The organism is Catenibacillus scindens (assembly GCF_014202115.1).
Taxonomy (GTDB): Bacteria; Bacillota; Clostridia; order Lachnospirales; family Lachnospiraceae; genus Catenibacillus; species Catenibacillus scindens.
The window spans coordinates 620,311-641,578 of record NZ_JACHFW010000001.1 but is presented as its reverse complement, the minus strand read 5'-3'; the positions used below and the strand labels follow the sequence as shown (position 1 = coordinate 641,578).

12 protein-coding genes are annotated in these 21,268 nt (G+C 47.8%); 10 read left to right on the top strand and 2 right to left on the bottom strand.

The window, feature by feature from the left end; all coding sequences use genetic code 11:
* Positions 1-28: 28 nt before the first annotated feature.
* Positions 29-1,183, bottom strand: a complete 1,155-nt coding sequence (locus HNP82_RS02635) for an ROK family transcriptional regulator (RefSeq protein ID WP_207720527.1) — start codon at positions 1,181-1,183, stop codon at positions 29-31.
* A 318-nt stretch (positions 1,184-1,501) separates the two neighbouring features.
* Here HNP82_RS02635 and HNP82_RS02630 point away from each other — a divergent pair, with 318 nt between their 5' ends.
* The 5 genes from HNP82_RS02630 (at position 1,502) to HNP82_RS02610 (ending at position 8,030) form a co-directional block, all read left to right on the top strand.
* Positions 1,502-2,323 carry a NifB/NifX family molybdenum-iron cluster-binding protein gene (locus HNP82_RS02630; RefSeq protein ID WP_183771149.1) on the top strand — a complete coding sequence of 274 codons (822 nt, stop codon included), beginning with the start codon at positions 1,502-1,504 and terminating at the stop codon, positions 2,321-2,323.
* A gap of 209 nt (positions 2,324-2,532) precedes the next feature.
* A complete protein-coding gene (uvrA, locus tag HNP82_RS02625) occupies positions 2,533-5,385 on the top strand; it encodes an excinuclease ABC subunit UvrA (RefSeq protein WP_183771147.1) in 2,853 nt (950 codons plus the stop codon).
* Positions 5,386-5,643: 258 nt separating this feature from the next.
* Entirely contained in the window at positions 5,644-6,114 is a 471-nt protein-coding gene (locus tag HNP82_RS02620) for a DUF2798 domain-containing protein (RefSeq protein WP_183771277.1), read from the top strand.
* 235 nt (positions 6,115-6,349) lie between these two features.
* A complete protein-coding gene (locus HNP82_RS02615) occupies positions 6,350-7,099 on the top strand; it encodes a class I SAM-dependent methyltransferase (protein WP_183771145.1) in 750 nt (249 codons plus the stop codon).
* A 61-nt stretch (positions 7,100-7,160) separates the two neighbouring features.
* Complete coding sequence (locus HNP82_RS02610) at positions 7,161-8,030, top strand: DegV family protein (protein ID WP_183771143.1); 870 nt, start codon at positions 7,161-7,163, stop codon at positions 8,028-8,030.
* A gap of 108 nt (positions 8,031-8,138) precedes the next feature.
* Here HNP82_RS02610 and HNP82_RS02605 read toward each other — a convergent pair whose 3' ends face one another.
* Positions 8,139-8,531: a helix-turn-helix domain-containing protein gene (locus tag HNP82_RS02605; RefSeq protein WP_183771141.1), complete on the bottom strand. Its 393-nt coding sequence runs from the start codon at positions 8,529-8,531 to the stop codon at positions 8,139-8,141.
* A 381-nt stretch (positions 8,532-8,912) separates the two neighbouring features.
* Between HNP82_RS02605 and HNP82_RS02600 the strand changes: the two genes are divergently transcribed.
* The 5 genes from HNP82_RS02600 (at position 8,913) to HNP82_RS02580 (ending at position 20,850) form a co-directional block, all read left to right on the top strand.
* Complete coding sequence (locus tag HNP82_RS02600) at positions 8,913-10,505, top strand: peptide chain release factor 3 (protein ID WP_183771139.1); 1,593 nt, start codon at positions 8,913-8,915, stop codon at positions 10,503-10,505.
* A gap of 88 nt (positions 10,506-10,593) precedes the next feature.
* Positions 10,594-11,472, top strand: a complete 879-nt coding sequence (locus HNP82_RS02595; protein ID WP_183771137.1) for a DegV family protein — start codon at positions 10,594-10,596, stop codon at positions 11,470-11,472.
* Between the two features lie 233 nt (positions 11,473-11,705).
* Positions 11,706-15,554, top strand: coding sequence for a DNA-directed RNA polymerase subunit beta (rpoB, locus tag HNP82_RS02590; RefSeq protein ID WP_183771135.1), 3,849 nt, complete (start codon positions 11,706-11,708; stop codon positions 15,552-15,554).
* Between the two features lie 17 nt (positions 15,555-15,571).
* Entirely contained in the window at positions 15,572-19,417 is a 3,846-nt protein-coding gene (gene rpoC, locus HNP82_RS02585) for a DNA-directed RNA polymerase subunit beta' (RefSeq protein WP_183771133.1), read from the top strand.
* Positions 19,418-20,391: 974 nt separating this feature from the next.
* Entirely contained in the window at positions 20,392-20,850 is a 459-nt protein-coding gene (locus HNP82_RS02580; RefSeq protein WP_207720526.1) for an HNH endonuclease, read from the top strand.
* The last annotated feature ends 418 nt before the right edge of the window (positions 20,851-21,268 follow it).

Genomic DNA, 21,268 nt, shown 5'->3' with positions numbered 1-21,268 from the left:
GCGGGGTATTTAACTTGACTGTGTGGATTTATGTTTTTAACTGGAGATCTTTGATCTTGAGAAATTTTTTGGCGCAGACGCAGCATCCGCCCAGAAGAATCACTGTTTCCTGATCCTGGGACGCAGGCACAAAAGTGCAGTTTCGGTTAAATGTGTTGCGCATATGCCGGGATATTTCATCGGTCAGTCCGGGAATGCCAGTGGTAAAATCGCTGTTGATAATCACAATATCCGGATTGAAAATATTGAGGATATTGTTGAGGGCGATGGCCATGTACCGCACAAAAATATCAATACAGCGGACAGCTTCCGGACGCCCTTTATTGTAGGCGCGGCACAGATCTGCAGCGGTCATCTGAGGATCCCTGGTGATCTCACGAAACATGGATACAATGGCTCTGCGGGATGCATACTGTTCGATGCAGCCCCGGTTTCCGCAGGGACAGGGCTTCCCGCCGGGCTCAATGATGGTGTGGCCAAACTCTCCGGCGTATCCGTTTTGACCGGTATAAAGGCGGTGATCCAGAATAATACCCATACCTATACCGGCGTGGATGTTTAGATTGATCAGGTTGGGATAAAAATGGAAAAATGTCCGTTCTCCCTGGGCCGCAAGGTTGGCCTCATTCTCAATATACACTGGAATATGAAAACGCTGTTCCAGAAGGTCGCCAAGGTCCGGGCAGTTTAGATCATAGTATGGGGTAAACTCAATCCGGTTTTTGTGGACAACTCCGAGAACGCCAACAGCGATCCCTACAATGTGATAGCGGGAGGGCGGGCAGTGGCTCATGGCGTCCTGAATGTATTCGCACAGTTTTTCAAGCGGGCTTGGATTCCCTGAAATGCCTGGATAAGAAAAAAACTGCCGCTGTTCTCCGGTGAGGCTGGCAATGAGTATAGATGTGGCATCCACATCCAGATACACCGACAGAGTGAATCCACAGTTCCCGTTAAATTGGAGAAGAATGGGTTTGCGGCCTTTTGTTGTATCCAGGCTGCCGATTTCCCAGACGTAACCGTCATCAATAAACGTCTGTACAATGGAAGAAACTGTGGCCTTTGTCAGTCCCAGAGCCTTTGAAATGTCTGCCCTGGATATAGGTCCATGGTGTATGATGTGCTGGAGGACCAGCCGGCTGTTCATGTCACGTATATATTCCTGATTCCCCAAAGATGGCATAGTGATTGTTCGCTCCGTTTCCTGATGTCATGATACAAGTGTCAAAATACCTTTTGATGTCTTTGTCATATTATTTCAGGCGGCAGTCAGTCTGACGCCATTTGCATTAAGATAGTTATTTAAAATTTATTTTAACATATATTTTACATAAAAACATCTATTTGGGGAAAATTTTTGAAAAACAGAGGTAACTATTCAGCCATGCGGCTGGTTTAATAAAAATACGGCGCAAGTTTACTTACAGAAAATTATTGACATATTCCAATAAAAGATATATTATAAACATATGTTAATAAACTTTGGAGAGGAGGCGCTGCAATGCCGCGGCCAAATAAACCGAAAATTGTTGGTAAGATTCCTTCCTGTACGCTGTTTGTTTCGTGTAAAGACGATGATGGTGAGGGAGAAACTTCTGTTTTAGGGAAAAGTTCCCCGCAAATCTGTATGAATTGTGAGGAGTATGAGACGATCCGCCTGATTGACTATATGGGGATGACCCAGGAGGAGGCCGCCGGACGTATGAATGTGGGCCGGGCGACGGTACAGGCGTTGTATATGGGTGCGCGGCAGAAGCTGGCAAGGTTTTTGGTGGAGGCTGCCAGCCTGAAAATCGGCGGAGGAAATTATGTAGTGGATACCAGAACTTCAGATCAGGTTTTGGGCAACGGAAAACAAGAGAAATTTCAGAGAGGAGAATTGAATATGACAATCGGTGTAACTTATGAAAATGGACAGGTTTTTCAGCATTTTGGCCATTCCAGCCAATTTAAGATCTACACTGTGGAGGATGGAAAGATCAAAGAATGCCGTGTGGTGGATACTAATGGCAGCGGCCATGGAGCCCTGGCCGGATTTCTTAAAGACCAGGGCGTAGATGTGCTGATCTGCGGCGGTATTGGCGGAGGGGCCCGCAACGCGCTGGCGGCTGCAGGCATCCGTTTATTTCCGGGAGCCAGCGGGGATGCTGACGCTCAGGTAGAGTCTTTCCTGGCCGGTAATCTCAATTATAATCCGGATACAGTGTGCAGCCATCATGAACATCACGGGGAACACGAATGCCATGGCCATGGTGATCACCAGTGCGGCGGTCATGGAGGTCATGAATGCGGCGGCCATGACGGACAAGGCTGTGGTCATTAATAGAGCGGTGACAGACAAAAGGGCAGTTTTTGCATAAAAAATGTGCGAAAACTGCCCTTATCTTTGTGACCTTTTAAAACGAACAAATGTTTGAACTTTTTTGCGGCCTATGCTATACTGAGAACTACACAGCAGCAGATTTGTTGTAACAGTTTATCGTCTGAATGGTTCGGGCAAAGCTGTTACGATTTGTTGAAAGAGGAATGACTATGGCAAAAAAAGATATTGTTAAAGAATATATTACAATTAAAGGGGCCAGAGAGCATAATCTGAAAGGCATCGACATCCGGATTCCGAGAAACGAGCTTGTGGTTCTGACCGGCCTTTCCGGGTCGGGAAAGTCTTCCCTGGCCTTTGACACAATATATGCGGAGGGGCAGCGGCGCTATATGGAGTCTTTATCTTCCTACGCCCGTCAGTTCCTGGGGCAGATGGAGAAGCCGAATGTGGACAGTATTACCGGACTTCCGCCGGCCATTTCCATTGATCAGAAATCTACCAACCGGAATCCCCGCTCCACTGTAGGTACAGTGACGGAGATTTATGACTATCTCAGGCTGTTATACGCCAGAATTGGCATACCCCACTGTCCTAAGTGCGGCAAGGAGATCAAGAAGCAGACCGTTGATCAGATGGTGGACGCGGTGATGGCTCTTCCGGAGCGGACCCGATTCCAGGTTTTAGCTCCGGTTGTCCGGGGGCGCAAGGGCGAGCATGTAAAGCTTTTTGAGAATGCCCGGCGCAGCGGCTATGTCCGGGTTATGGTGGATGGGAACCTTTACGATCTGTCTGAAGAGATTAAACTTGAGAAAAATAAAAAGCATAACATTGAGATCGTTGTGGATCGTCTGGCCATCCGGGAGGGCATTGAAAAGCGTCTGACCGATTCCCTGGAGAACGCTCTCAAGCTGGCAGAAGGTCTGGTGATCGTGGACGTGATCGGCGGCGAGCCGATGACTTTCAGCCAGAGCTTCTCCTGCCCGGACTGCGGGATCAGTCTGGATGAGATTGAGCCGAGAGTGTTCTCCTTCAATAACCCTTTTGGCGCCTGCCCGGTCTGCGCCGGTCTTGGCTATCGAATGGAGTTTGACGCGGACCTCATGATTCCGGATAAGTCGTTAAGTATTGCCCAGGGAGCCATTGTAGCTATGGGGTGGCAGTCAGCCACAGACAGTTCCAGTTTCACCCATGCTATCCTCGTTGCTCTGGCAAAGGAATATGATTTTGACCTGAACACACCTTTCCAGGATTATCCGGAGAATATTAAGAATATCCTCATCCATGGAACTAACGGTCATGAGGTGAAGGTTCATTACAGAGGGCAGAGAGGTCAGGGGGTTTACGATGTGGCTTTTGACGGCCTGATTAAAAATATGGAGCGCCGTTATCGTGAGACAAGCTCCGAGACCCTCAAGCAGGAGTATGAGAATTTTATGACTATTACCCCATGTACCGAGTGCGGCGGGCGGCGTCTCAAAAAAGAAGCGCTGGCAGTAACGGTATGTGATAAAAATATTTCACAGCTTACAGATATGTCTATGCTGGAACTGTCGGATTTTATGGAACATATGGATCTGACCCATCAGCAGCGTTTGATTGGCGACCAGATCATTCGGGAGATCCGTTCCCGTGTGGGATTTCTCATTGATGTGGGGCTGGATTACCTGATGCTGTCCCGGGCTACCGCTACTTTGTCCGGCGGTGAGGCCCAGCGCATCCGTCTGGCCACTCAGATCGGTTCCGGGCTTGTGGGTGTGGCCTATATTCTGGATGAGCCCAGCATCGGTCTTCATCAGAAAGATAATGATAAGCTCCTCAAGACTTTAAAAAATCTGAGAGATCTGGGAAATACCCTGATTGTTGTGGAACATGACGAGGATACCATGCTGGAGGCGGACTACATTGTGGATATCGGACCGGGAGCCGGAGAACACGGGGGATATGTGGTGGCTCAGGGTACAGCTCAGGATATTATGGACAATAAAGATTCACTCACCGGCGCTTATCTCAGCGGAAGAATAAAGATTCCGGTGCCAAAGATCCGTAGAAAGCCTACAGGCTGGCTGACCGTGAGAGGCGCCCGTGAGAACAACCTTAAAAATATAGACGTAAAGTTCCCTCTTGGGGTGTTTACCTGCGTTACCGGCGTGTCTGGCTCAGGCAAGAGTTCTCTTGTCAATGAGATCCTTTATAAACGGCTGGCGAGAGACCTGAATCATTCGAGGACAGCCCGGCCGGGCAAGCACAGAGCCATTGAGGGGATTGAACAGTTGGACAAGGTGATCGACATTGATCAGTCGCCCATTGGGCGGACGCCCCGGTCTAATCCAGCAACTTACACCGGGGTGTTTGATATGATCCGGGATCTTTTCGCGGCGACTACAGACGCCAAGGAGCGGGGATATAAAAAGGGCAGGTTCAGCTTTAATGTGAAGGGCGGCCGCTGCGAAGCCTGCGCTGGCGATGGTATTATCAAGATTGAGATGCACTTTTTGTCTGATATTTATGTGCCCTGCGAGGTTTGCCGGGGAAAGAGGTATAACCGGGAGACGCTGGAAGTGAAGTATAAAGGCAAGAATATTTACGACGTTCTGGATATGACTGTGGAGGAGGCACTCGCATTTTTTGAAAATGTACCTTCTATACGGCGCAAGCTGGAGACGCTTAATGATGTGGGGTTATCCTATATTAAGCTGGGGCAGCCATCAACTCAGCTTTCCGGCGGTGAGGCCCAGCGGGTGAAGCTGGCCACAGAGTTGAGCCGCCGCAGCACGGGAAAGACGGTGTATATTTTGGATGAGCCCACCACCGGGCTTCATTTCGCGGATGTCCATAAACTGATTGATATTCTTCACCGGCTGGCAGAAGGAGGAAATACGGTCATCGTCATTGAGCATAATCTTGATGTGATCAAGACCGCAGACTACATTATTGATATTGGTCCCAATGGCGGCGACCGTGGCGGAACCGTTATCGCCAAAGGCACGCCGGAGCAGGTGGCTCAGGTTCCTCAATCCTATACCGGCGCTTATATAAAGAGGATTTTGGAGAAATCTATGTAAAGTTCCCCTACTCCGGGCTATTTCCAATGGCTGAATTGCTGCAAATCTATAAATTGACGAAAACGGATTGTTGTGATACAATCGTTAAGGTTTAATAAACAGGTATCTCTGGTATAATTGGAAACGTACAGATTTTTCTGCTAACGAACAACACACGTGAACTGTTAAGATACTGTGAAAGCCGCCAATAGGCTTTCCTGTGTGGTGGCACCGCCGGGAGCGGACCATGGAAGTTATACAGAAAAGGAGTTTTTAATGATGCCAAAGACAAAATTTCAAAATGTGATTTTCACCCTGATGATGGCATTTCTCATGGTTTACGTGATGATCTGCTACAATATCGCCCTGAACAGGGGAGATATGACCAACGAGGTATTTATCCTCGCTTTTCATGAATTGGCGATTATGTGGCCTGCAGCCTTTATTCTGGAGTTCTTTATTGTGGATAAGGTGGCCCATAGACTTGCTTTCCGTGTGGTGGACCCACAGACGGACCGGCCGATTTTTATTACGCTGGCCATATCTATTATGATCGTCTGTATCATGTGTCCGGTAATGAGTCTGATCGCAACTATTCTGTTTAAGGATGCTGGAAGTGAGTTTGTAGCTGTATGGTTTAAGACAACAGTCATGAATTTTCCTATGGCGTTTTTCTGGCAGATGTGCTACTGCGGCCCGCTGATTCGTCTTATCTTTAGGGCCATTTTTCGCAGGACGTTGGAAAAATAATGGGTTTGAGCGGCGTAAGCTGAGGGGCAGCGCGTATGCGCGGCAGAGCCGATGGCGCGGGCTGAATTGCCGTTATTGCCGCAACAGACTATACTGCACACACATAAGATAAAACTGAGCGGACATACCAGAAAGTCTGCGCCGGTAAAGGCAGTGGCTTTTTGGTGTGTCCGTTTTTAATTTTCAGGTATGTATGACGGTGGCGGTAACGCTGCCGGGAAGGAGATGTTTTCCGATGAAAGAAAATAAATATGACGATCCGGTCTTTTTTGCAAAGTACGGTCAGATGAGCCGCTCAGTCCAGGGATTATCAGGAGCGGGGGAATGGCGCACACTTAAAGAAGTACTTCCGGATTTCTCCGGCCAAAAAGTGTTGGATCTTGGATGCGGCTATGGGTGGCATTGCGCTTACGCTGCCGCAGAAGGAGCTAGCTATGTTTTAGGAACAGATATTTCCGGGAAAATGCTGGAGATTGCCAGGGAAAAAAACAGCGCCGGAGTGATCCAGTACCGGCAGGCAGCCATGGAGGATCTGGAGTTTCCAGATGAGAGCTTCGATGTGATTTTTAGTTCTCTGGCCTTCCACTATGTAAAAGATTTCGGCGCTCTGGCCGGAAAGATTTACCGTTGGCTGGCAACTGGGGGAAAGTTTGTTTTTTCTGTGGAGCATCCGGTGTTTACAGCCATGGGAAGTCAGGATTGGTATTATAATGACGAGGGAGAGATCATGCATTTTCCTGTAGATAATTACTATTATGAGGGGGATCGGGACGCAATATTTCTTGGGGAACATGTGACAAAGTATCACAGGACATTGACAACCTATCTTGAAACCCTTCTGAAACTTGGGTTTTGCTTGGAACATGTGAAAGAACCTGAGCCTCCGGAAGATATGATGGATATTCCCGGAATGAAGAACGAAATGCGCAGACCGATGATGCTTATTGTTGCCGCCGGCAAGAAAAAGAACCTGTACAAGGGCTGACAAGGATGTTATAATAAAAACAGTGATATCTGGTTTTTGAAACTATATTGGAGGCGCTTGTATGAGAAAATTTTTGATTACTACCGATGGCAACAGTGATTTGACAGAGGCTTATGGGAGGGAACATCAGATCCGTCTGATTCCTCTGTATTATAATATGGACGGAAGGATTTACGGGGGAGACGATGTGCTGCCGCCGGAAGATTTTTACAATATGATGCGGGCGGGGAAGATGCCTACGACTATGGCGGTAAATCCGGAAGTTGTGGAAAAAACATTTCGCTCGGTCCTGGAAGACGGATATGATATTTTACATATTGCCTTTTCGTCAGCGCTCAGTGGAAGTTATAATGTGGCGGCCATGGTGGGGCAGCAGCTTGAGGAGGCGTTCCCCCAGGCAAAGATTTTTGTCATAGATTCTCTGTGCGCGTCTTTAGGCCAGGGGCTTTTGATCCATAAGGCTAACGGTATGAGAGAGAAGGGCGCTTCTATCGAAGAGACTGCCGCCTGGGTAGAAGAGCATAAAGGCCACATATGCCATCAGTTTACAGTGGATAGCCTTTTCCATCTGTTTCGGGGCGGACGGGTATCCAGAACAGCCGCAGTGCTGGGGACATTGGTTCAGGTGAAGCCGGTGCTTCACGTAGATGATGAGGGGCGGCTTGTGGCTGTAGGAAAAGTCCGTGGGCGTAAGAAGTCGTTAAATGCCCTTGTGGACAAGATGGCGGAGACTATAGGCAGTTACCGGGATGAAAATGACATTGTATTTATCAGCCACGGGGATTGCCTGGAGGATGCCAGGTATGTGGCGGATTTAGTGAAGGAACGCTTTGGTATTGAAAAGTTTTACATTGATATGGTCAATCCAACGATCGGAGCCCATTCCGGGCCTGGGACAGTGGCATTGTTTTACTTGGGCGATAAGCGATGAAAAAATTGAAAAGGCCGCAGATTACTTAGGACTGCGGCCTTATATGTCTGTTTTTCTGTCTTTGTTTTTTTATTCTTTTCTGTCTGTTATTTCCATGTCTGTTTTGTTTCAGAAGATTTCCAGATAGCAACGGAGGGATTCTTTAAAGTATTGTTTGGCTTTATCCGGGAGCTGCTGGATTAATACATAAAGTTCATCGTCTATGGGATAGAGGTGGGCGTCGCGGGTGGAAAAATAGGAGCTGGGCTGCTGGCCGTCCTCCACGCTTTCCCCTGAGACCGGATATAGGTGAGTCTGCGGATTCTGTTCAAGGAGAGATGCGGCGGATACATTTAATACTCTGGCAATGCGCAGTAGCTTAGAAACACTGACCATAGTGCGACCCGTTTCCAGACGGCTGATCACGCTTAAAGAGACGTCAATCCTCTCAGCAAGTTTTTCCTGAGTAAATCCCGCTTTGATCCGCGCCCTTTTTATGTTTTCCCCAATATATTTCTCCATAGCTCTCCATCCCTCATCTTTTTATTCAGTGTAGCAGGTCAAAATAAAATTGTGAAATAACTAAAAAGACAATAACTAATATGCATATAACAATATAGCCATATATCAGGTGCCAAGAGACTTCTTCTTCTCTAGGCGGCAAGCAATAAATTAGTGCCTGCGGCGGGGGTCAATCCCCACCTGATATACGTTCCGGTATTTTGAAGGCGCAGTTTAGCCCCGCAGCCGAAGAGGAACTTTTTCAATGACTTGACAAGTGATGTGCGAAACAGATATAATAACTTAGTTTAAGAGATAGTATGCCCAAAATGTGAAATACTATAGATAACGGGTTCGTATAAGAGAACGGAAAACTTTCAAGAGATATGAGGAGGTCATTTTGTGGCGGATTTGAAAAAAGAGATTGAGCGTCGAAGGACATTTGCGATCATTTCCCACCCTGACGCGGGAAAGACCACCCTGACGGAAAAGTTTCTCCTTTACGGCGGCGCCATTAATCTTGCCGGATCGGTGAAGGGAAAAAAGACGGCAAAACACGCGGTTTCTGACTGGATGGAGATTGAAAAAGAGCGTGGTATTTCTGTAACTTCATCGGTAATGCAGTTTAATTATGACGGGTACTGTATTAATATCCTGGATACGCCGGGCCATCAGGATTTCTCGGAAGATACCTACCGGACGCTTATGGCGGCAGACTCTGCGGTTATGGTCATCGACGCGTCAAAGGGTGTGGAGGCGCAGACGATTAAGCTGTTTAAAGTCTGCCTTCTGAGAAATATCCCTATTTTCACCTTTATTAATAAGATGGACCGGGAAGCGAGAGATCCTTTTGATCTTATGGATGAGATCGAATCTGTCCTGGGCATAAAAACCTGTCCCATTAATTGGCCTATTGGAAACGGCAAGGATTTCCGCGGCGTTTATGACCGGCGGACACGGCATATCCACGCATTCACAGCGTTTGCCAACGGCCAGAAAGAAGTGGATGACACGGATCTTACGGTGGATTCCCCTGATGTGGTCAGCGTTATCGGTGATACGCTTTACGAGAAGCTTATTGAGGATGTGGAGCTGTTAGACGGGGCTAGCAATGAATTTGATATTAAGGAAGTCACAGAGGGAAAGCTGTCTCCGGTATTTTTCGGGTCGGCGCTGACAAATTTCGGTATCGAGCTGTTTTTAAATTATTTCCTTGAAATGACTTCGCCGCCGCTGCCGAGAATGTCTGATGAAGGGCTTATTGATTCTTTTGATCCGGATTTTTCCGCCTTTGTATTTAAGATCCAGGCCAACATGAATAAGGCTCACCGGGACCGCATTGCATTTATGCGCATTTGCTCCGGGCGCTTTGATGCCGGTATGGAGGTATACCACGTCCAGGGCAATAAGAAACAAAAACTTTTGCAGCCCCAGCAGTTAATGGCGTCGGAGCGTAAGGTTGTGTCCGAGGCTTATGCTGGAGATATTATCGGAGTTTTTGATCCGGGTATTTTTTCTATCGGAGATACGCTGTGTGTGCCGGGGAAAAAGTTCCGGTTTGAGGGTATTCCCACATTTGCGCCGGAACATTTTGCCAGAGTTCGTCAGGTGGATACGATGAAGCGCAAGCAGTTTATTAAAGGTATTTCCCAGATTGCCCAGGAAGGCGCTATACAGATTTTTCAGGAGTATAACACCGGTATGGAGGAAATTATTGTCGGTGTCGTGGGTGTTTTGCAGTTTGATGTGCTGAAACACCGTCTCCACTCAGAATATGGCGTTGAGATCCGCATGGATATGATGCCTCATGAGTATATCCGGTGGATTGCTAATAAAGACGAGGTGGACGTAGCCCGCATTGTTGGAACATCGGACATGAAGCGCATTAAGGATCTTAAAGGAAATCCGCTTCTCCTGTTTGTCCATGAGTGGGCGGTCAATACAGTCCTTGATAAAAATAAGGGCCTTGAGCTGTCAGAATTTGGCCGCTGGTAAAAGGCATACATGATGGAAATGTGGCAGAGGATAAAGTGAAGATACAAAAGAAGGTTTAAATTTTTACATCTTGATAAGGAGGATAAATATGGGAAAGATAGCAGTGATGACGGACAGCAACAGCGGCATCACACAGAGTCAGGGGAAAGAACTTGGGGTTTATGTTATCCCGATGCCCTTTAACATTGGGGATAAGACTTATTATGAAGATATTGATCTGACACAGCAGCAGTTTTATGATATGCTGGGGGACGGCGTGGATATAGGAACATCCCAGCCAACTCCGGAAAATGTTCTCAATACATGGGATGAACTTTTAAAGGATTATGATGAGATTGTTCATATCCCTATGTCCAGCGGCCTTTCTGGCTCCTGCGATACGGCACGGATGCTGTCGGAAGATTATGACGGCCGCGTCTGTGTTGTCAATAATCACCGCATTTCCGTAACCCAGCGTCAGAGCGTTCTTGATGCCCTGGAACTGGCGAAGCGGGGCTATAATGCACGTCAGATCTGTGATATTTTGGAACGGGAGCGCCAGGAATCCAGTATTTATATTATGGTAGATACTTTAAAATATCTGAAAAAAGGCGGGCGTGTGACGCCAGCAGCCGCGGCGCTGGGCACACTTTTGCGTTTAAAGCCGGTGCTGCAGATCCAGGGCATGAAGCTGGACGCTTTTGCCAAGGCCCGCACTGTAAAGCAGGCACGGTCGATTATGATCGACGCTATGAAGGATGATCTGAAAAAGCGCATCGGTATGTCTGAAAAAGGAGAAAAGGTCTACCTTGAGATTGCCCACACTCAGAATCAGGAGTTGGCGGAGGACTTTCGCGAGGAGATATTAAAGTCCTTCCCTGACCATGATATTTATATCGCGCCATTGTCTTTGAGTATTTCCTGTCATATCGGGCCGGGAGCCCTGGCCATCGCCTGCTCAAAGATGATCCCCGAACTTGAAGACTAAGTCATATGAAAGCCGTACTTTGACCGGACTGTCAGAGTACGGCTTTATTTCTGTGCCCCACCAGCTTGCCGGGGATCAAGTTGCTGTAAAAAAAACTTGACAATTTTATCCTTTTCGTGGTAAGATATTATACTGCAATTAGTGTGGGGTGCTAGGCCATTTGGCCGGAAAGCCCACTGTCAAACTGCACAAAAGGAACTCGTACACAACGATTTAAGGGGTGAAAACGTCTAATGAATAGCAAACGAATTAAACCAGTAAAAGCCGGTAAAGGCATCCGAATGAGCTATTCTCATCGAAAAGAAGTCCTTGAGATGCCCAACCTGATCGAGGTCCAGAAAAATTCCTACAATTGGTTTCTGGAAAAGGGTCTGAAGGAAGTTTTTGATGATATATCTCCAATCGCTGATTACAGCGGGCATCTGAGCCTTGAGTTTACAGACTTCACATTATGTGAAGATGATGTTAAGTATAGTATTGAAGAGTGTAAGGAACGCGACGCGACCTACGCGGCTCCGCTGAAGGTTAAAGTCCGTCTTATTAACAAGGAAACTGATGAGATCAATGAGCATGAGATCTTTATGGGCGATCTGCCGATTATGACAGAGACAGGTACCTTCGTGATCAACGGTGCTGAGCGTGTTATTGTCAGCCAGTTGGTGCGTTCTCCGGGTATTTATTATGGTATTGGCCACGACAAGATCGGTAAGAAGCTGTTTACATGTACAGTTATCCCTAACAGAGGCGCATGGCTGGAATATGAGACAGATTCTAATGATGTTTTCTATGTTCGTGTGGATCGTACCCGTAAGGTACCTATTACTGTGCTGATCCGTTCTCTGGGCGTTGGCACTAACCAGGAGATCATTGATCTGTTTGGCGAAGAGCCAAAGATTCTTGCCAGCATGACCAAGGATACTTCTGACAATTATCACGATGGTCTCCTGGAACTGTATAAAAAGATCCGTCCGGGCGAACCTCTGTCTGTGGAGAGCGCGGAGAGTCTGATCAACGCTATGTTCTTTGATCCGAGAAGATATGATCTGGCCAAGGTGGGCCGCTATAAATTTAATAAGAAGCTGGCATTCAAATACCGGATCAAAAATTTTACTTTGGCTGAGGATGTAGTTGACACTTCCACAGGGGAGATTCTGGCGGAAGCAGGAACTACCATTACGGAAGAACTGGCGGTAGCCATCCAGAACGCTGCTATCCCCGCAGTATTTATTACAAATGAGGAAGGCCGTAAGGTAAAAGTGCTGTCCAACATGGCTGTAGATCTTTCCGCTTATGTGGATGTAGATCCGAGAGAACTTGGCGTGACAGAACTGGTTTACTACCCTGTGCTTAAATCCATTCTTGACGAGTTTGATGATATAGAAGATATTAAGAGAGCGATCCGGAAAAATGTCCATGAGCTTGTGCCTATGCATATTACAAAGGAAGATATTTTTGCTTCCATCAACTACAATATGCATCTGGAATATGGTGTTGGAACATCTGACGATATCGACCACCTGGGCAACCGCCGTATCCGCGCTGTCGGAGAGCTTCTCCAGAACCAGTACCGCATCGGTCTTTCCAGAATGGAACGTGTGGTGCGTGAACGTATGACTACCCAGGATCTGGAAGGTATCTCACCACAGTCTCTCATTAACATCAAACCGGTAACTGCGGCGGTGAAGGAGTTCTTCGGAAGCTCCCAGCTTTCTCAGTTCATGGATCAGAATAACCCTCTGTCCGAGCTGACTCACAAGCGTCGTCTCTCAGCCCTGGGTCCCGGAGGTCTCTCCCGTGACCGTGCCGGATTCGAGGTCCGCGACGTTCACTATACTCATTACGGACGTATGTGTCCGATCGAGACGCCTGAAGGTCCCAATATCGGTCTGATCAACTCTCTGGCTACCTATGCCCGCATTAACGAGTATGGTTTCATTGAGGCGCCTTACCGCAAGGTGGACAAATCTGACCCGATGAACCCAAAGGTAACAGATGAGGTTGTTTATCTGACAGCCGATGAGGAAGATAATTACATTGTGGCTCAGGCTAACGCGCCTCTGGATGAGGAGGGCCACTTTGTGGAACATAACGTATCCGGACGTTTCCGCGAGGAGACATCCCAGTTTGCCCGCTCCAGGATCGACCTGATGGACGTATCCCCGAAGATGGTATTTTCTGTGGCTACATCCATGATCCCCTTCCTGGAAAATGACGACGCCAACCGAGCCCTCATGGGTTCCAACATGCAGCGTCAGGCAGTGCCTCTCATGCTTACCGATTCATCTATCGTAGGTACAGGTATGGAGGGCAAGGCCGCTGTGGACTCCGGCGTGTGTGTCATTGCCAAGCGTTCCGGTGTGGTTGAGAAATCTTCCGCCAGCGAGATCGTTGTCAAGACAGATGACGGTGACAAGGACCGCTATAAATTGCTGAAATTTATTGGAAGCAACCAGGGGGCCTGCTATAATCAGCGCCCAATTGTCTATAAAAATGACCGTGTCAATGCCGGTGATGTTCTGGCCGACGGCCCGTCCACATACAATGGAGAGCTGGCCCTTGGAAAGAACCCGCTGATCGGTTTTATGACATGGGAAGGCTATAACTACGAGGACGCCGTACTGCTCAGCGAGCGTCTTGTTCAGGAAGACGTTTACACATCGATCCACATTGCCGAGTATGAGGCGGAAGCCAGAGATACAAAGCTGGGGCCGGAAGAGATCACAAGAGATGTTCCGGGCGTCGGTGATGAAGCACTGAAGAACCTGGATGAGCGGGGAATTATCCGTGTGGGTGCCGAGGTGCGCGCCGGGGATATCCTTGTAGGTAAAGTTACACCTAAGGGCGAGACTGAGCTGACCGCTGAGGAGCGCCTGCTCCGGGCGATTTTCGGCGAGAAGGCCCGTGAAGTCCGCGATACATCACTGAAAGTGCCTCACGGCGAGTACGGTATTATCCTGGACGCCAAGGTATTTACAAGGGAAAACGGCGATGAGCTGTCTCCAGGCGTTAATGAATGTGTTCGCGTCTATATCGCCCAGAAACGTAAGATTTCCGTAGGTGATAAGATGGCCGGCCGCCACGGTAATAAGGGTGTTGTTTCCCGTGTACTTCCTGTGGAAGATATGCCTTTCCTGCCCAACGGACGTCCGCTGGATATTGTTCTTAACCCCCTGGGCGTGCCTTCACGTATGAATATCGGACAGGTGTTGGAAGTCCATCTGGGGCTTGCGGCAAAAGCTCTCGGATTTAAGATTGAGACTCCGGTCTTTGACGGCGCCCACGAGGAAGATATTATGGATACCCTGGAAATGGCTAACGATTACGTGAACACTTCCTGGGAAGAATTTACAGAGAAATGGAAAGATAATCTTGACCCTGAGGTTTATGATTATCTGGATAAAAATAAAGCTCACAGAGAGGAATGGAGGGGCGTTCCTATCAGCCGTACCGGTAAGATCCGTCTCCGCGACGGCCGCACCGGCGAGGAATTCGACAGCCCGGTTACGGTAGGTTACATGCATTACCTGAAACTTCACCATCTGGTTGATGATAAGATCCATGCCCGTTCCACCGGCCCGTACTCCCTTGTAACCCAGCAGCCTCTGGGCGGTAAGGCGCAGTTCGGCGGACAGCGTTTCGGTGAGATGGAGGTTTGGGCGCTGGAAGCCTACGGCGCATCCTATACCCTTCAGGAAATCCTTACCTTCAAGTCCGATGACGTGACCGGACGTGTGAAGACCTATGAAGCGATTATCAAAGGCGAAAATGTCAGCGAGCCCGGTATCCCTGAATCCTTTAAGGTACTTCTCAAAGAGCTTCAGGCACTGGCTTTGGATGTGCGCGTTCTTCGTGATGACCAGACAGAGGTTGAGATTGGCGAGAACATCGACTACAGCGATGAGGATATTACTAATATGATGAACGGCAGCCATAATTTCGAGTATGATAATGAATCTATGGGCGATTATGGTTATAAGGAGCAGGAGCTTGATGACAATAATGAACTGATTGATGTTGAGGAGTCTGACGATGATTTTGATGACTTTTTCGACAGCAGCAGTGATTCCGATTTAGATGACTAAAGAAGGGAGTGCCATATATGCCTGAAACAAAAACCAATGAAACCTACCAGCCGATGACATTTGATGCCATCAAGATTGGCCTGGCTTCACCTGAAAAGATTAGACAGTGGTCACACGGCGAAGTGAAAAAGCCGGAAACCATTAATTACAGGACATTAAAGCCGGAAAAAGACGGTCTGTTCTGTGAGCGGATCTTCGGGCCCAGCAAAGACTGGGAGTGCCACTGCGGCAAATATAAGAAAATCCGTTATAAAGGCGTAGTCTGCGACCGCTGCGGCGTGGAAGTTACAAAATCCAGCGTGCGCCGTGAGCGTATGGGACATATTGAACTGGCAGCTCCGGTATCCCACATCTGGTATTTCAAAGGAATCCCAAGCCGTCTGGGTCTGATCCTGGATATGTCTCCAAGGAATCTGGAAAAGGTTCTGTATTTTGCCTCCTATGTTGTGCTGGATAAGGGAAATACAGATCTCACTGAAAAACAGGTACTTTCCGAAAAAGAATACCGGGAAGCCTACGATAAATACGGCAATACTTTCCGTGCCGGCATGGGCGCAGAATCCATTCAGGAGCTTTTAAAGCGCATTGACCTGGATAAAGATGCTGAGACTCTTAAAAAAGAGTTAAAGGACGCTTCCGGCCAGAAACGTGCCCGAATCATTAAACGTCTGGAAGTTGTGGAGGCCTTCAGAAGCTCCGGCAATCGTCCAGAATGGATGATCCTTGACGTGATCCCGGTGATCCCGCCGGATATCCGTCCTATGGTACAGTTGGATGGCGGACGTTTCGCTACATCCGACTTAAATGATCTCTACCGCCGTATTATCAACCGTAATAACCGTCTGAAAAGACTGCTTGAGCTTGGCGCTCCGGACATTATTGTCCGCAACGAAAAGCGTATGCTCCAGGAGGCTGTGGATGCCCTTATTGATAACGGACGCCGGGGCCGGCCTGTGACAGGCCCCGGAAACCGTGCCTTAAAATCCCTGTCCGATATGCTTAAAGGTAAACAGGGACGTTTCCGCCAGAACCTTCTTGGTAAACGTGTGGACTACTCCGGACGTTCTGTTATCGTTGTAGGCCCTGAGCTGAAAATTTATCAGTGCGGTCTGCCCAAAGAGATGGCCATCGAGCTGTTTAAGCCGTTTGTTATGCGCCAGCTTGTGGCTAAAGGACTGGCGCACAACATTAAATCCGCCAAGAAGATGGTTGAACGCCTTCAGCCGGAAGTGTGGGATGTTCTGGAAGACGTGATCAAAGAGCATCCGGTAATGCTTAACCGTGCCCCGACGCTCCACCGTCTCGGTATCCAGGCTTTCGAGCCTATCCTTGTGGAAGGAAAAGCGATCAAGCTCCATCCCCTGGTGTGTACCGCTTTCAACGCCGACTTTGACGGCGACCAGATGGCCGTTCACGTACCGCTGTTTGTGGAAGCCCAGGCGGAGTGCCGTTTCCTCCTGCTGTCACCCAACAACCTGTTAAAGCCTTCCGACGGCGGTCCTGTGGCCGTTCCTTCCCAGGATATGGTCCTTGGTATTTACTACCTGACCCTGGACAAACCGGGAGACATTGGCGAGGGTAAGGCATTCAAGAGCATGAACGAAGCCATTCTGGCCTATGAAAATAAAGTGATCACTCTCCACTCCAAGATTAAAGTGCGCCGTGAAGGCGAGATCAACGGAGAGCATGTGGTGAGAAATATCGAAACCACACTGGGACGTCTTCTCTTTAATGAGATCATCCCTCAGGATCTGGGCTTTGTAGACCGTACAAACCCAGACAATTACTTCCTTCCGGAAATTGATTTCCTCGTAGGAAAGAAGCAGTTAAAGAAGATCATTGACAAGCTGATCAATAACCACGGCGCCACAAAGACTGCCGAAGTTTTGGACGATATTAAGTCTATCGGCTACAAGTATTCTACCATCGGTGCTATGACTGTATCTATTTCAGATATGACCGTGCCTAAGGAGAAAAAAGAATACTTGGCTGAGGCTGAAAAGACCATCGACGCTATTACAAAGAACTTTCGCCGTGGTCTTGTGACCGAAGAAGAGCGTTATAAAGCGGTTATCGAAGCCTGGAAGACTGCCGATGATAAGATTACAAACGCTCTGTTGACGGGTCTTGATAAATATAACAACATCTTCATGATGGCGGACTCCGGCGCCCGTGGTTCTAACCAGCAGATCAAACAGTTGGCCGGTATGCGTGGTCTTATGGCCGATACATCCGGACGTACCATCGAGTTGCCGATCAAGTCCAACTTCCGTGAAGGTCTTGATGTACTGGAATACTTCATTTCCGCCCACGGCGCGCGTAAAGGTCTCTCCGATACGGCTCTTCGTACCGCTGACTCCGGTTATCTGACCCGCCGTCTTGTAGACGTTTCTCAGGATCTTATTGTCCGTGAGACCGACTGCTGCGAGGAAGGTAAGGAGATTCCGGGAATGTGGATCGAGGCATTTACAGATGGCCGTGAAATGATCGAGAGCCTTGAAGATCGTATGACTGGACGCTATGCCGCAGAGGATATTGTTGATCCTGAAAGCGGTGAGGTGATCGTTAAGGCTAACCACATGATCACTCCTAAGCGGGCGGCTAAAGTTGTGGCTGCCGGTATTGAGCGGGTGAAGATCCGTACTGTACTGTCCTGTAAGTCGCATATTGGTGTGTGTGCTAAGTGCTACGGCGCTAACATGGCTACTGGCCAGGCTGTTCAGGTGGGCGAGGCTGTAGGTATTATCGCTGCCCAGTCTATCGGTGAGCCGGGTACACAGTTGACCATGCGTACATTCCACAGCGGCGGTGTTGCCGGTGACGATATCACACAGGGTCTTCCCCGTGTCGAGGAGCTTTTCGAGGCCCGTAAGCCTAAGGGTCTTGCTATTATCGCTGAGTTTGCCGGCGTGGCTACCATCAAGGATACAAAGAAAAAACGTGAAGTTATTGTCACTAACGATGAGACTGGTGAATCCAAGGCATACCTCATTCCTTACGGTTCCCGTATCAAAGCCATCGACGGCCAGAAACTGGAGGCCGGTGATGAGCTGACAGAAGGTAGCATTAATCCTCATGATCTGTTAAAGATCAAAGGCGTGCGCGCTGTTCAGGATTATATGATCCGGGAGGTTCAGCGTGTATACCGTCTCCAGGGTGTTGAGATCAACGATAAGCATGTTGAGGTGATTGTTCGCCAGATGCTCAAAAAGATCCGTATTGAACACAGCGGAGACACGGATTATCTTCCGGGCACACTTGTAGATGTCCTTGATTTTGAGGAGATCAATGAAAACCTTGTGGATGCAGGAAAGAAACCGGCGGAAGGCACACAGGTAATGCTTGGTATTACAAAAGCCTCCCTTGCCACAAATTCCTTCCTGTCCGCGGCTTCCTTCCAGGAGACGACGAAGGTTCTCACAGAGGCCGCTATCAAAGGAAAGGTTGACCCGCTGATCGGTCTGAAGGAAAATGTTCTCATCGGTAAGCTGATCCCTGCGGGTACAGGTATGAAGCGCTACCGCAGCGTAAAGCTGGATACAGATGAGGCTTTTGAGGCCGAGATGGCTAAAAAGCGCGAGGAGGAGGCTGCTGTCCAGAGAGCTATGGAAGAGCAGAAAGCCGCTGAAAAGGCGGAGCGGGCTCAGAAAGCCGCTCAGAAAGCGGCCCTTGAAGCTGAGGCTGCGGAAAGTGAAGCCATGGAGGACGTGTCTGACGAGATCATTGACGACGAAGAAGATATGGAGGATATCCTTGCAGATGCCCCGACAGAGGGAGAAGAGGATGCTTTCCTTGCTGAGACAGATGAGAATATGGACGTAAGCGATGACGTTTCTGAGGACAATGACGACAGCGAAGAATAATATGTCAATCCTATCCAATCGAGGAGCTTTGAGAGAAATCTCAGGGCTCCTTTTTTAGTTCGCCCGCCATGGGCGGGCTCTAACGGGTGAAAGTCCCGAGTGCGCGTAGGCAACGACGAAGCACATAGCTGAACAGCAAGGGTGCCCATCGTGAGGTGGAATCTGGAGGAAGCTGTAGGCAAACCTCTGTGTTAGGACGTCACTCTGATAGCAGAATATGCATTTCTCACGGCTTTGCTTTGCGGTTACGCCTAGAGCGAAAGCCGTGAGAAAATGAGAATTTGCACCAATTTTTGTACTGGTCGGCGAGCGGCAATGCTATAGCTTAATATTCAGTGTCTTATCTTGCCAAAATGAAGCTTTGTAGTGAAGCACTGGACTAGCGTCATCTTTAAGTACTTGAAAATAGAGATCAGCAGACTTTTTACCTTCGAAGCTAAATCACTACTATTGAGGGCGTCATCTACTGTAAACTGTGAGTCCGCATCAGTAACCCGAATGTTGCTATCGCTATCTTGAATCTCCCAATAATATGAATTGTAAGAAAGTTTCTTGTTAGATCTCGATTGATGAAAATCATTCTGAACTCATTAAGCTCGGCAATAATGTCAAGGCATTGGATGATTTACTATCTATTCACTAACAATGTCGATACTAATCTGACTTAGCCAAACGGGTAATGGATGCCTACAGGGTGATTATATCCTGCAGGCAATAATTCTATAGCATGTAAATCTCGTCTTCTGAAAACCAACAGTTTGATAAGGCCGTATCTTTAACCGATTCCAGATTTTCCGTATGCTGTGTATTCCGGTACATGGACCACTGAAGCGAAAAAGTATTTTAGCAAGACAAATTGCGTTGCCTACAATCTTGCCAGTGACTATTTAAACGGGAGTCCAATCCGACAGGATTATTTACATACAGTTCTTACCTGGATATCTGACGCTGAAGGTATAGCTCTCGAAGATTATATGGCGAAACATCAGCATGATACCTCAGCCAATGATTTATGGATGTATTTCCAAAATGTTATTAACTGGGTCAAAACTGTATTTCCTAACTATCGCAAATATATGAAAGGGCTTCCGTGGGGGATTTATTACAATCGCCATAAAGATGAGCATTATAACTCCGATGAACTTGAAGCAAGAGTTGCAGAGCTTGAAATGGATGACGATGTTACAAATAACAAAGGCATCTATGCATATTTGTTAACCGGGGAGGAAAAGCATCTCAATATCCGAACTTTTAACGAAAAAGATAAATTACGTAAGTACAACGAACAAGAAGGCGTATGCGCTAAATGTGGCAATCACTTCGCGTATACCGATATGGATGGTGATCATATTCTGCCCTGGTCAAAAGGAGGAAAAACGGAATATGATAATCTCCAAATGCTTTGTATTTCCTGTAATAGAAGCAATCTATGACAACCAAAATTAAATATAAAAAATGCTGAGTTTTAGATTATAGAATATGCCATAAGCGGTCAATAGGACGCAGTAGAGGACCAGAATCGTCGCGAGAAAAACGAGCCACTAATGCGTATGGAATAAAATAGACATAAAAATAAGCTCGCTTTGCTGCGAGCCTATTTTTATGTTATCTTTTTTAGTTTTCTATATAACTTATAGCGTCCCCACGTAGCCTCAATCCACCAAACTATTTTCTCGAGCATATCGAGTCTCCTGATTAATTGTAGAAACAAGATAACTTATATAGGAAAGCATTAAAAGCATAAGTTCGATGCTTTTATACTTTTAGATCGGCTCTCCTAAAAATCAATCCGCAACAGAATTGAGCCGAGAAGTTTCACGCGAGTAAAAGACCGTCGAGCTAAACTCGGCG